Source organism: Campylobacter concisus, from assembly GCF_902460545.1.
Classification (GTDB): domain Bacteria; phylum Campylobacterota; class Campylobacteria; order Campylobacterales; family Campylobacteraceae; genus Campylobacter_A; species Campylobacter_A concisus_AE.
The window spans coordinates 139,547-151,108 of sequence record NZ_CABPUE010000004.1 but is presented as its reverse complement, the minus strand read 5'-3'; the positions used below and the strand labels follow the sequence as shown (position 1 = coordinate 151,108).

The window sequence follows — 11,562 nt, the reverse complement described above, 5'->3', positions numbered from 1 at the left end:
ATACTATTTGAGTCAAATTTCTGTATTGTAAAATTAATGTTATATAAATATTTATACTTTATTTAAGTTCATTTTTGCTTTAATTTTAATTTTAAATATTAATTTCATAGGACTAAACATGAAAATTTCTTACGTTTTAGCATTTGCTTTAGTACCAAATTTAATGCTTGGTGCTGAAGAAACGATAGACTTGGCTCCGGTTACCGTTTCCGCAAAGATACAAAAGTCCGTTCTTGACGAACCGACAAAGGCTCAAATAGTGGGCAAAGGCGCGATACTAGAAAATGGCGACATCGCTAAATCACTTTTAAATTTGAGCGGCTTTACGATGGAGCGCAAGGGCGGAGGTGGCAGCGAAGTTTATTACCGCTCGCAGACGGCGGCTAGGCTGCCGGTGCTAATCGACGGTAGCACGCTAAATGGCGGTTGCGGCATGCGCATGGATACGCCCATCACTTACATCTCTCGGCGCAAAATTATAGCTCGGTTCGCATCGTAAAAGGCCCGCAAGACGTTAGATACGGCGCGCTCATTAGTGGTGGTATATTTTTCGATAGAGAGATAGCAAGGCTATCAAAACCGAGCTTCGGAGGAAACGTAAGCGTGCTTGGCGGTAGTTTTAGAAGATTTGAAACTGCTGCAGACGTAGCGGCGGGTAACGAGCTTGGCAGCTTAGAAATTTCCGGCGGACACTACCAGAGCGGCGATTATAAAAGTGGCGACGGACAGAAAATGCATACGCACTATAAACGCAACAGCGTTTCGCTCGTAGGCACGCTAACGCCCACGGATACTACCGCCTTGCAGCTAAGCGCGGATATGGGTAATGGAGAAGCGGCTTATGCCGAAAGGATGAGAGGCGGCGTGCAGTTTGACCGCAAGTCTTTCGGACTAAAATTTGAACAAGACGTTGGCGAGCACAAGATCAGGCTAAGCTCGTACTATCATCAAATCGATCACATAATGGACAACTTCACCATGCGTCCGGTGGTGCCTGGCACGGGGCGCGGCAAGGGATATAGCATCAGTCACCCGATACGCGATATGTACGGCTTTAAGCTAGAAGGCGAGTTAAATTTCGATAATCTAACCAGCTTCATCGGCATGGGATATTCTCAAGATACGTTTAAATGGCGAGGCGCAGGAAGCGGTATGGCGGGCGTATCTAAAGCCGAAATGGACTCCGCCGTATCAAAGCCCCACGTAAAAGAGCGCAAGGTAACGTATAAAACTATATACACTCAAAACGAATACGTTCTTGAAAACGACTACGGGCTTTTTGGCGGACTTAGGCTGGACGCGGGCGAGAGAAAACAGCTACTAACGCATAAAAGTAGGAGCGAAAATTTATTCTCAGGTTTTTTTAGATACGAAAAATATCTGCAAAATTTAACGCTCTACGCAGGACTAGGCCACGCACAAAGGTTGCCAGATCACTGGGAAACGAATAAAGACCCAGATCTTAAGCTAAATAAAGAAAGAAACACTCAACTAGACTTTGGCACCGTGCTAAAAGATAAAAACTACGAGCTAAACGCGAATTTCTTCGTCTCAAAGATGGATGATTACATAATGATAAAATATAGTCCTATGGGCATGTCATCAAACGTATTTAATACCGATGCTTTACTATACGGCGGCGAGATCGAGGGCGATACGCTACTGGCCGATATATTTAGACTGGGTGCCGGCGTATCCTACGTCTACGGCAAGGTGACTAAAAATGCGGGCGGTCTAAAAGACGGTGACGCATTGCCTAAGGTTTCTCCTCTAACGTTTAAACTAAGCGCCGGCCTAGAAAAGCCAGACTGGTTCGTCAAAGCCGACTTCTACGCTAACGCATCGCAAAAACGCGCGCAAAAAGGCTACGGCGACGTGGGCGGCATGGATCTTGGCAAGAGCGATAGCTTTTGGACGCTAGGACTAAGCGCGGGCTATAAATATAAAAATTATCAATTCTTGCTAGCGGCGGAAAACCTAAACGACGCCAAATACTCCTATCATAACTCAAAAGGCGGCTACGGCGGCGGTATCGCAGGCTACGAAACTATCCCGAACGGCACGAGACTTTATGAGCCGGGCAGAAGCTTTTGGGCGAAATTTAAGGTGCATTTTTAGGGCGTAACTTAATAAATTTGGCATGGCTACGGGCTTAGGATTTGCCCTAAAGCCGTGCTAAATTTAAGTATTTCTGCTCTTATATTCTTAATAATACTCACACTTACTACATTTACTATTAGTAATAAATTGGCACTTGGTATAAAATTTCTTATTAAATTTAAATTTTATATAGATTAAAAGCTTAGATGTAAAATCTCAGAAATTTTTTAAAGGAGAGGTATGAAAAATTTACTTGTAAAATCAAGCTTGATTTTAGCTTTGGTAAGCTCAGTTGCACTAGCTCAAGGTGCATTTGTTGGTGGCGAAGGTGATTATTCGTTTAACTCAAAAATCAAAACAAAAAACATAGCAAGTAGTGAGAAAAATAACTTCAAAAAAGGTCACTATGGCCTTGGCTTTTATGGCGGTTATGATTTTGACAGCTATAGAGCTTATGGTGGTTATTATTATGACTTTAAAGCTAGGAAAAATGCTGGTGAATCAGATGCAAAATGGAGTAAGCATAAATTTTTAGGCGGTGTTGATTATACGCCAAATATCACTGAAAATTTTAAAGCCGTTCTTGGTGGATACACAGGTCTTGGCTACTTGAGCGTTAGAGAGAGATTTAATAACGAAACAAGTAAGAAAAATTTCAAAGGCTTACTAGTTGGTGCAAAAGCGGGCGGCATCTACTCATTTGACGAACATAACGCGATCGAGTTTGGCTTAAAAGCTGATAAGACTTTTTATAAGAAAAATAGCGGAGCTCAGCTAAGAGATACGACTATAGGAATTTATACAGGCTATACTTATAAATTCTAACATTTAGGCAAGGCTTAGGCTTTGCCTTATTTTGGGCTACTCTCTACCTTCAAGAAGTGGTACGAAAAGACACTCATCCAAGTACTCTTTTTCTAAATTTCCATCTTTATCTTTTTTAAATTTAGCGATAAATTGCTTGTCATCTTTTTTCATTGGAGCTACTAAAATTCCACCATTTTTAAGCTGCTTAAATAAATTTGGCGAGATCTCATCAGCAGCTGCCGAGAGTAAGATACGATCAAACGGTGCGTAGCTTCGCCAGCCATTGTTGCCGTCATCATACCTTACGTGCACGTTTCTGATCTTTAATGCCTCGAAGCGTTTTTTCGCCTCCATGGCTAGTTTTTCTATACGTTCGACGCTAAAAATTCTATGTGCAAGCTTGCTTAAGATCGCTGCTTGATAGCCACTACCGCAGCCTATTTCTAGGATATTGTCCATATTTTCGCACTCTAGTGCCATTGTCATCTTTGCCACAGTTAGCGGTGAGCTGATCCACTGATTGCCCAGTATCGGCTGAGCGTCAAGTTTATAAGCATGTGCAGTGATTGGTACAAAAATTTCACGCTCAGTGGTAGCTATCGCATCGAACAAAAGCGGACTTAGTGTGATCTCATCGGCTATATCGCTAGCTAAATTTTGGCATTTTATCGCTTCTAGTTGGGTCAAAATTTATATCCTAAATAAAAATTAAATCGTTATTATACGATTTAAAACTTATCTTAAAATTTATAAAATCCCTAAATTCGTCTTGATCTCTTTTATTAAATTTGTATCAAATATCGTTTCTTTAACAAGTGTGCCATTTGGTAAAAATACCCCAGCAACTTCTAATGCAAGTGAGCTTGAGATCATGACGTAGCAGTTGTTTGCGATAGCTAGAGCCTTGCAAAGGCTAAGGTAGGCGTCCTCTCTAGCCTTGCCCCACATGGCTGGCACCATGATGATGTCGCATCCTCTTAGCTTTGCCCAAAGCCTGCTATCACGCAGCTCAAAGCATATCAGCACGCCAAGCTTTAGCCCTTTAAATGTAAATGTATTTATATCGCTCACCTCGCCAGCAGCAAAGATCTCATGCTCTAAATTTGGCCTAAAAAGCTCAGCCTTAAACTGCGAATGAAAGACGTTATTTGAGTTAAGAAGCAAAAATTCGTTATAAATTTTTGGCTGGTGCGGATTTAGATTTGAAATTTGAGCGAGCCCTGCGCTTTTGTTTAGGCTGCTAAGGTGCGTAAAACCAAGAAATTTATCTGGACTAAGTGCCTCTTGTAAGCGTTCAAGTAGCATCGCATCAAAGCTGCCTATCATGCCACCAAGCATCGCTTTGTTCGCCCCTGCAAAAAAGCCGTCAAAGTCATATCCGCTGATGCAAAGCTCGCTTGCAAGAATGAGTGAGTTTTCAGGTGCAGCCTCAACTAAATTTGCAAGCTCCTCTAGGCGATCCGTTGCATTTTTTGCCTTTAAAGTTAGGCTTATTAGGTTTAAATTTTCGCTCATTTATTTTCCAAATACAAATGTCATAGGCTTTTCGTCATGGCAGTCTTTTGGAATTTTATAGTTTATATCCGTACCACCGATGTTTGGTGTGGCTTTTAAAATAACGCTTATAGCTGTGATTTTATCATCGCGCTTGGAGAGTGGGTCATTAAAAACCCAGACCTCAAAGCCAAGACCTCTATCCTCATCATGTGAAACCACTCTTACCTCTTTTAGGTCTTTTGCTTCAAAACCGCACTGTTTGTTTATGCCAAGCATCACGTCATTTCCTAGCACAGATCCTAGCGATGCGAAACTTGGTGCAAGTTCACCATTTGGCATCTCTTGATAGACTTCCGCTTGGTTTGTCTCTTTTACCTTGACAAGCTTGTAGGCATAGAAATTTTCTAGATTATTTTTATTTGCTTGATCAATTATCCTTTGATTATTATTTGCACAACCTATAAAAAGCACGCAGGCAAGGGCTAAAATGCCATTTTTAAAAGTCATCAAAGCTGATACTTCCCTTACTGTAGTTTGTCACTTTTGCTTCAAAGAAATTTGACTTTTGGTCGTTAAATTTCGCAAAGTCATCGACCCATTTGATCGGGTGAGCGACGTTGTATTTGCGTTTTAGACCGATCGCAACTAGACGTTGATCAATGAGATAGTGGATATACTGCTCGATGATATCGTCGGTAAAGCCCATTATTTGGTTTTGGGTGATGTATTTGCCCCATTTGATCTCTAAATTTCCAGCTTTTTCAAACATATCATAAATTTTTGCCTCAGTCTCAGGCGTAAAGAGGTCAGGTCTCTCTTTGCGGACTGAATTTATCATGTTTTGAAATAAAAGCAAGTGCGTGATCTCGTCGCGTTGGATGAAGCGTATCATCTGTGCTGAGCCTAGCATCTTGCCAGCGCGAGCTAGAGCGTAGATCGCTGTAAAGCCACTGTAAAAATAGATGCCCTCTAAAATTTGGTTGGCAACCATCGCAAGAAGCAGCTTCTCGTCAGTCACTTCGCCCGCAAGCTCTTCATAGACACTTGAGATGTAGTCATTTTTCTCGCGCAATACGTCGTCATGTTTCTCCATCTCGTAGATGAGGTCGGTGTTGTCACAGATCGCCTCGACCATGACGGCGTAAGACTTGCTGTGGTTTGCCTCTTCGTAGGCTTGGCGGCTTAGCACGGCGTTGATCTCTGGTGCGGTGATGTAAGGGTTGATGTTGTCAGCTAGGTTATTTGTCTGGAAGCTATCCATCGAAATGAGCTGGCTCCAAACTAGGTCATACATGCGTTTTTCGGCCTCTGTGAGGTTGTAGGCGTAGTCACGCACGTCATCGGTAGTGTCGACCTCTTTTGGAAACCAGGTGTTTGCCTCCATGAGGTCCCAAAGCTTTAACGCCCACTCGTATTTTGCCTTGGTGAAATTTAAAATGCCGTGTGGGTTGCCGTTAAAGACTCTTCTGTCGGTCAAATTTTCATTTGAACTTGGGTTGTAGATGCGTTTTCTGTTCATAAATTTCTCTCTTATTTGTGGTAAAAATTTCTTAAAATCTTACCCAAAGCAAGGTAAAAATTTACTTTTATTTATATGGCTTTGCTCCTTTTTATGGTCATCAAAAAGCCAGTTATGATTAGTAAAACTGCGATCACACATGATACGGCAAAGACGATCTGACCGATCTCACCAAACATCTCACCGGTGTGCAGGCTAAGTACTTTTCGCCCAGCCTTTTTTGCCTCTGGGATGCTCTCAGACTTGCTAACAAGCTTGTTTTCTTTGATCTTGCCAGCGCTAGCGTCAAGCTTTAGCTTGCCCACTTGGCTCTCGCTAGTTTCGTAGTTTATAGTGTAGGTGCTTTGGTTGTTTTCAGGCACGTTTATCGTGAGTGATTTTAATTCTAGTGTGATGTTATCCTTAAAAATTTGCTCCGCAGCCTCGATCTCTTTAAATTTCTCGTCGTTTATTGGGAGTAAATTTGATTGCGGTAGACTTTTTTTCATTGGAGCTGTTTTTAGATCAAAAAATATACTATTTACACCGCTTCTGACCCAGCCATAAGACCAGTAAAGTCCAGTTAGTGACATCACCACAAGCAAGATCGCCACGTAGGTGCCAAGGCTGGTGTGAAGATTGTAGAAGCAGGCGTAGCCCTTTGCTTTTGGTTTAATTTTTAGCGAATTTAAGAAATTTCGCTTGATCGCTGGTGCGTAGAGGATGAGGCCACTGATAGCAAGCAGAGCCATGATGATAGAGCTAATGGCAACTATTTGTTTGCCGATATTGGCTGGTACTTTGCTATCAAGCAAGGCAAGTCCTAAATTTCTATGAAGACTTAAGATAATGATACGAAATTTCTCACCCCAGTCCTCACTAATAACTTCGCCACTTCTTGGATCTATGAAGAAATTTAATTGTTTTTTATCCTTTGTAATGCTTATACGATAAGCTTCATTTACTCCACCTATTTGTAAGCTTTCAAGCGTATCAAATTGAATCTCACTTTTTGCTTTAGCTAGGAGTTCATTTAAACTTAAATTTGCTTTTTCGCTAGGAACTAAGTTTATAAAATTTTTATTTATCGCACTTTTGATCTCTTCTCTATAAGACGCAAATGGTGCCGAAAGAGTCATGAATATTAGCGGAATAGCCGCAATTAGTCCAATTATTAGGTGGATGTTGAAAATGATTTTTCCTCGTTTTAAAAACATTTTTTTCCTTTGAATTTTAATAGCGAATATTATTTTATTTTTTGTTAAAGCAAGATAAAAATTTATAAAATTATTTTTTAGTTATTAACTTTTACTAATGTTGATAAGGGTCTTAATATCAATTATTTATTAAATTTTTACATATTGGTATCTTATTTTTTGGTAAAAAGTTATTTTTGCAGTAAGGTATAAATAATGATAGATGTATTTAGATTTATGGTGGAGTTAAGCGGGATCGAACCGCCGACCTCTTGAATGCCATTCAAGCGCTCTCCCAGCTGAGCTATAACCCCAAATAGATTTTGGCATTTTATCTTTTTATGGCTTACAATATTTTGAAATTCGTTTTAGTAAAATAAAATTTTAAGCAATTTTTGGATAATATTGCAAACTTTAACGCGGGAATAGCTCAGGGGTAGAGCACAACCTTGCCAAGGTTGGGGTCGCGAGTTCGAATCTCGTTTCCCGCTCCATTAACTTAGCCCGAGTGGCGGAATGGTAGACGCAAGGGACTTAAAATCCCTCGGTAGTTTTTACCGTACCGGTTCAAGTCCGGTCTCGGGCACCACGATATGGCGACATGGCCAAGTGGTAAGGCATGAGCCTGCAAAGCTTTGATCCCCGGTTCGAATCCGGGTGTCGCCTCCAAACTTCAAAAATAACTACTCGAAGGAATAACAGTGAGAAATTTATTTTTAGTAGCTTGTATAGCTTTTTTTGTAGCTGGTTGTTCAAATACTTGGCATGGTGTAAAAGAAGATACTCATAATGCTAAAGAATGGACCAAAGAAAAGATAAATGATGGAGCTACATATATTAAAGAAAAAACAGAGTAAATTTTATAGATTATAGTAAATTTTAAGCAAAGTTGGTTATAATCACAAATCTTTAATTCGGGAGATGGCTGAGCGGTCGAAAGCGGCGGTCTTGAAAACCGTTGAGGTGTGAAAGCCTCCTGGGGTTCGAATCCCTATCTCCCGGCCATACATCTAATTTATTATTCATAATGCCTATAAGAAAATTTTTATAAAAATTCAGTCCAAAATTTACTAGAACTAAAAATATCAGTAAATTTCTTATTTAAAGTAAGACATTGTAAGATAAGGAAAAGTTTAAGAGTTTTTATATTTTATTTTTAGCTGCCTTAAATTATTAAAACAATATTTGTAATACACATCCAAAATAAAAATTTAAATTAAAGCAATCCATGAAAATAGTTTAAAGACAAAGTAGTGGCTATGTTTTATGTAGTCTAGGTTCTATTTATATTTAATAGATAAAAGTGCAACAGACAAAAAATTAAACTACTTGCTAATAAATATTTTTTTGAAATATTATTTTGAGAGAATATCTAGCTACATAAAAGTAGCTAGATAAGGAAAAATTTCTAAAATTTTTAGATTTTTAAAAGCTCGGCTTCTTTTTCTTTTACAAGAGTATCGATTTTTGTAGTGTAGGTGTCAGTTATCTTTTGAACCTCATCCTGCCCCTTTTTACTCTCATCCTCAGTTATAGCTTTGTCTTTTTCAAGTTTTTTTACTTCATCATTTGCATCTTTTCTTACGTTTCTTATACTAACTTTGGCTTTTTCTCCCATTGATTTTGCATGTTTTGCATTTTCTTGGCGTTGCTCAATAGTCATCGGTGGGAAAAATAGCTTAACGCTCTCGCCGTCACTATTTGGATTGACACCGATATTTGCAGCTTGGATCGCTGATGAGATCGCCTTTATCATGCTCTTTTCCCAAGGCGTGATAGCAATAGTCGAAGCATCACTTGTAAGCACAGTGGCTACTTGGTTAAGCGGAGTTGGTGAGCCGTAATAATCAACCATTACGTGATCTACAATGCTAATGTTAACCTTGCCTGTTCTTAGCGTTGTAAAATCGCGTTTTAGTGAAGCGATAGCTTTTTCGCAGCCCTCTTTTTGTGTTTCGTAAATTTTATTTAGCATTGATGTCCTTTATTAGAAGTTTTGTACTTCGTTGATGATCTACTTTTAGTGATATTAAAACTTTGCGTTTATCAAGCGGTGGGTCAAATTTACACTCAAAAACGCCATTTGTCATAGGTACTTTTTTAAAGCCCTCAAAGCCAGTGATGAAAAAGCTGCCTTCACTAGCATTTGTATCGGTTTTGATGATTAGCTTATCGATCGCATTATTTTGCGGATAGCCCTCGGGGAATATCCACTGAGCATTTAAAAATTTGCTATTAAACGTTAGTGCTATTTTGGTACCGTTCATTACGGGCGTTCTGTAAAGATCGAAAACATCGCTTTTATCTGAAACTGCGCCTGAGTTTTGATTTAAAAGTGCCAAAAAGCCAAATTCCTTTGCAAGAGCAACCACTCTACTATCGATCTCGCCGTAAGGCACTGCGAAGTATTTTGGCTTATAGCCCATATGTTTTTCAAAGGTCTCTACACCCTTTTGAAAATCCTCTCTTAATGCCTCATCGCTAAGCTTCGTCATCCTTGGGTGTGCGTATGAGTGGTACCCAATCTCGCCATAAGCCTCAAGTTCTTTAATCTGATCAAAATCCAAATAATCGCCATATTTATTTGCACTGGCTTCCACATAAAGCATTAGTGCAAATGGATAGTTATACTCTTTAAATACACTAAGGGCCTTGTCATAGAAACTTTTATAACCATCATCTACAGTGATGACGATCCAGTTATCAGGTATTTTTTCGCCAGCATTTACAGCATCGACTAGCTTTGAGAGTTTAACGACTTCATAGCCATTATTTTTGAAATATTCAAACTGCTCTCTTAAATTTTTAATAGAAATATCAGTGCTTGTATGTCTTGGATCGTCAAAGCGATGATAGACTAAAATATGAGCGTCTGCTAAAGCAAATGTTAGCGTCAAGAATGACGCTAAAAGTGTTTTTATCATTGTTATTTTGCTGGAGTTTGTGGTGCACTAGGAGCTGATGGTACGTCGTTTGACTTTGGTATGACTAGAGATTTACTATCGACGCTATCAACGATAGAGCGTTTTAGATCTTTATTGTAGAAGTATCCAAGTGCAAGTGTATTTAAGATAAATAAAATACCTACGATAAAAGTAAATTTAGCTAAAAATCCAGCTGGTCCTTTTGCTCCAAAAAGACTCTCGTTACTTCCGCTATATGCCCCAAGTCCGATAGATGAGCTTTTTTGAAGTAGAACAGCGATAGTTATGATGACAGCTAGAGCAAACTGTAAGATCAAAAATATTAAACTCACGAAATTTCCTTTAAATTTTTAAAAATAATTGGTTGCGATTATACAAGAAAAGATTTAAATTTTTAGTTAAAGTTCTTTTTCAAGCTCATAAAGCTCGTATCTTATGCTTTTAAAAAGCTCGGCTCGCTCTAAATTTATGAGCTTAAAGCACTCTTCAAGCACGCGGGCGCTCTCCTGGGCACGCTTGAAATTTGCAGTGATTATCTCGTCTAAATTTTCTCTAGTTTGCTCGCTTTTTGTGCTAGTTCTTAAGACATCTTCTTGCGAATTTCTAAATTTTAAAAATTCTTTTTGTGGGATCTTTGCCTTGTGGCGGAGGGATTTTATCTTATAGGCGAGCTTGGCGTCATCAAAGACATATCTTTTCATATCTTCAACAACGCGAAGCCCTTCTTTTAGCCTATTTAGATTCGCATCTATTACTCGGTAGATGCGCTCATCTTTAGTCGTTTCTATTAAAAATTCCTAAAATTTGTAGTAATGATGTAAATAGATTTACAAAATCAAGATACAAAGCAACTGCGCCTTCAACTGGAGTTTCGTAGTTTCCACGGATAATATTTTGCGTATCAAAAAGTATATATGCGCTAAATAGGATCGATGAAATACTTGCGATTACAAGTTGGAACATTGTACTTTTAACAAAAATATTGATAATAGCTGCTGCAACGATAACAATTAAGGTTATGAACAACATTTTACCCATTGTTGTAAAGTCACGTTTTGTATTCATTGCAAAGACACTTAATGCACCAAAAGCAACTGTTGTTAGTCCAAATGCTTGAGCTACAATACCAGCTCCACTTGGCATGGCAAGGATCGCTGAAAGTAGCGGAGTTAACGTAAGACCACTTATGAAAGTAAACGCAAATAGAAGTATTAAATTTAATCCCTCTTTACGTTTAGCTGCCATTAAGCCAAAAAGTAGTGCAAACTCGACTATAACAAGTCCCCAAAACAAAAATCTATTTGCCGCAAAAACGCCAGCGATGCTAATACCTACATAAGCGCCAGCTGTTGCTGAAAGTAGTGATGCTGCAAAAAGTTGATAAGTTTGTTTTATAAAAGTACTTAGTGAGCTTTGAGAGTACGCAAGTTCTTCTTGATTTTGTTTTGCGTAGTTCCTATCATACAGACTCATTTTATCTCCTTATGAATTTTTGAATGAGTTTAGCCTAAAATAATTAAACAATGAATAAAAAGAATTT

Annotated in this window: 14 protein-coding genes and 5 tRNA genes; 8 read left to right on the top strand and 11 right to left on the bottom strand. The window is 39.0% G+C overall.

The window, feature by feature from the left end; all coding sequences use genetic code 11:
• Positions 1–118 precede the first annotated feature (118 nt).
• The 3 genes from FZ949_RS09280 to FZ949_RS04370 all read left to right on the top strand — a co-directional run bounded on the left by FZ949_RS09280 (position 119) and on the right by FZ949_RS04370 (position 2,925).
• Complete coding sequence (locus FZ949_RS09280) at positions 119–499, top strand: hypothetical protein (RefSeq protein WP_180998591.1); 381 nt, start codon at positions 119–121, stop codon at positions 497–499.
• Positions 427–2,118, top strand: coding sequence for a TonB-dependent receptor domain-containing protein (locus FZ949_RS04375; RefSeq protein ID WP_180998590.1), 1,692 nt, complete (start codon positions 427–429; stop codon positions 2,116–2,118). Before FZ949_RS09280 ends, FZ949_RS04375 begins: the two co-directional genes overlap by 73 nt.
• 222 nt (positions 2,119–2,340) lie before the next feature.
• Positions 2,341–2,925, top strand: a complete 585-nt coding sequence (locus FZ949_RS04370) for a hypothetical protein (protein ID WP_148790167.1) — start codon at positions 2,341–2,343, stop codon at positions 2,923–2,925.
• Positions 2,926–2,961: 36 nt separating this feature from the next.
• Here the strand turns inward: FZ949_RS04370 and FZ949_RS04365 are convergent, their stop codons facing one another.
• From FZ949_RS04365 to FZ949_RS04340, 6 genes are all read right to left on the bottom strand, one after another.
• Positions 2,962–3,594: a protein-L-isoaspartate(D-aspartate) O-methyltransferase gene (locus FZ949_RS04365; RefSeq protein WP_103579928.1), complete on the bottom strand. Its 633-nt coding sequence runs from the start codon at positions 3,592–3,594 to the stop codon at positions 2,962–2,964.
• 60 nt (positions 3,595–3,654) lie between these two features.
• On the bottom strand, positions 3,655–4,422 hold the full coding sequence (locus FZ949_RS04360) for a carbon-nitrogen hydrolase family protein (protein ID WP_087586560.1): 768 nt from the start codon (positions 4,420–4,422) through the stop codon (positions 3,655–3,657).
• Positions 4,423–4,914, bottom strand: a complete 492-nt coding sequence (locus FZ949_RS04355; RefSeq protein ID WP_180382242.1) for a hypothetical protein — start codon at positions 4,912–4,914, stop codon at positions 4,423–4,425.
• Positions 4,901–5,923 (bottom strand): ribonucleotide-diphosphate reductase subunit beta, encoded by a 1,023-nt coding sequence (locus FZ949_RS04350; RefSeq protein ID WP_009494790.1) that lies wholly within the window; start codon positions 5,921–5,923, stop codon positions 4,901–4,903. Before FZ949_RS04350 ends, FZ949_RS04355 begins: the two co-directional genes overlap by 14 nt.
• A gap of 71 nt (positions 5,924–5,994) precedes the next feature.
• On the bottom strand, positions 5,995–7,119 hold the full coding sequence (locus FZ949_RS04345; protein ID WP_103579927.1) for a PepSY-associated TM helix domain-containing protein: 1,125 nt from the start codon (positions 7,117–7,119) through the stop codon (positions 5,995–5,997).
• A 217-nt stretch (positions 7,120–7,336) separates the two neighbouring features.
• A tRNA-Ala gene (locus FZ949_RS04340) sits at positions 7,337–7,412 on the bottom strand.
• Between the two features lie 105 nt (positions 7,413–7,517).
• Here FZ949_RS04340 and FZ949_RS04335 point away from each other — a divergent pair.
• The 5 genes from FZ949_RS04335 to FZ949_RS04320 all read left to right on the top strand — a co-directional run bounded on the left by FZ949_RS04335 (position 7,518) and on the right by FZ949_RS04320 (position 8,103).
• A tRNA-Gly gene (locus FZ949_RS04335) sits at positions 7,518–7,592 on the top strand.
• A gap of 8 nt (positions 7,593–7,600) precedes the next feature.
• Positions 7,601–7,687: transfer RNA gene (locus FZ949_RS04330), tRNA-Leu, on the top strand.
• A 6-nt stretch (positions 7,688–7,693) separates the two neighbouring features.
• Positions 7,694–7,767 (top strand) — tRNA-Cys (locus FZ949_RS04325).
• 32 nt (positions 7,768–7,799) lie between these two features.
• The gene (locus FZ949_RS09275; RefSeq protein ID WP_180998589.1) at positions 7,800–7,955 is read left to right on the top strand and encodes a hypothetical protein; all 156 of its coding nucleotides are present in this window, start codon (positions 7,800–7,802) and stop codon (positions 7,953–7,955) included.
• Between the two features lie 58 nt (positions 7,956–8,013).
• A tRNA-Ser gene (locus FZ949_RS04320) sits at positions 8,014–8,103 on the top strand.
• A gap of 412 nt (positions 8,104–8,515) precedes the next feature.
• Here the strand turns inward: FZ949_RS04320 and frr are convergent.
• From frr to FZ949_RS04295, 5 genes are all read right to left on the bottom strand, one after another.
• Positions 8,516–9,073 carry a ribosome recycling factor gene (gene frr, locus FZ949_RS04315; protein WP_103579926.1) on the bottom strand — a complete coding sequence of 186 codons (558 nt, stop codon included), beginning with the start codon at positions 9,071–9,073 and terminating at the stop codon, positions 8,516–8,518.
• The gene (locus FZ949_RS04310) at positions 9,063–10,022 is read right to left on the bottom strand and encodes a polysaccharide deacetylase family protein (RefSeq protein ID WP_103579925.1); all 960 of its coding nucleotides are present in this window, start codon (positions 10,020–10,022) and stop codon (positions 9,063–9,065) included. Before FZ949_RS04310 ends, frr begins: the two co-directional genes overlap by 11 nt.
• Positions 10,023–10,024: 2 nt before the next feature.
• Complete coding sequence (gene secG, locus FZ949_RS04305; protein WP_021091090.1) at positions 10,025–10,354, bottom strand: preprotein translocase subunit SecG; 330 nt, start codon at positions 10,352–10,354, stop codon at positions 10,025–10,027.
• Between the two features lie 66 nt (positions 10,355–10,420).
• Positions 10,421–10,810, bottom strand: coding sequence for a thiamine-phosphate pyrophosphorylase (locus FZ949_RS04300; protein ID WP_103579924.1), 390 nt, complete (start codon positions 10,808–10,810; stop codon positions 10,421–10,423).
• A complete protein-coding gene (locus FZ949_RS04295; RefSeq protein ID WP_084109905.1) occupies positions 10,797–11,495 on the bottom strand; it encodes a Bax inhibitor-1/YccA family protein in 699 nt (232 codons plus the stop codon). Before FZ949_RS04295 ends, FZ949_RS04300 begins: the two co-directional genes overlap by 14 nt.
• Positions 11,496–11,562 lie beyond the last annotated feature (67 nt).

Bases quoted from the DNA above. Each gene is read 5' to 3' on its own strand.
- FZ949_RS09280 (WP_180998591.1), top strand. From the start codon at position 119: ATGAAAATTTCTTACGTTTTAGCATTTGCTTTAGTACCAAATTTAATG.
- FZ949_RS04370 (WP_148790167.1), top strand. From the start codon at position 2,341: ATGAAAAATTTACTTGTAAAATCAAGCTTGATTTTAGCTTTGGTAAGC.
- FZ949_RS04360 (WP_087586560.1), bottom strand. From the start codon at position 4,422: ATGAGCGAAAATTTAAACCTAATAAGCCTAACTTTAAAGGCAAAAAAT.
- FZ949_RS04350 (WP_009494790.1), bottom strand. From the start codon at position 5,923: ATGAACAGAAAACGCATCTACAACCCAAGTTCAAATGAAAATTTGACC.
- FZ949_RS04345 (WP_103579927.1), bottom strand. From the start codon at position 7,119: ATGTTTTTAAAACGAGGAAAAATCATTTTCAACATCCACCTAATAATT.
- frr (WP_103579926.1), bottom strand. From the start codon at position 9,073: ATGCTAAATAAAATTTACGAAACACAAAAAGAGGGCTGCGAAAAAGCT.
- FZ949_RS04310 (WP_103579925.1), bottom strand. From the start codon at position 10,022: ATGATAAAAACACTTTTAGCGTCATTCTTGACGCTAACATTTGCTTTA.
- FZ949_RS04295 (WP_084109905.1), bottom strand. From the start codon at position 11,495: ATGAGTCTGTATGATAGGAACTACGCAAAACAAAATCAAGAAGAACTT.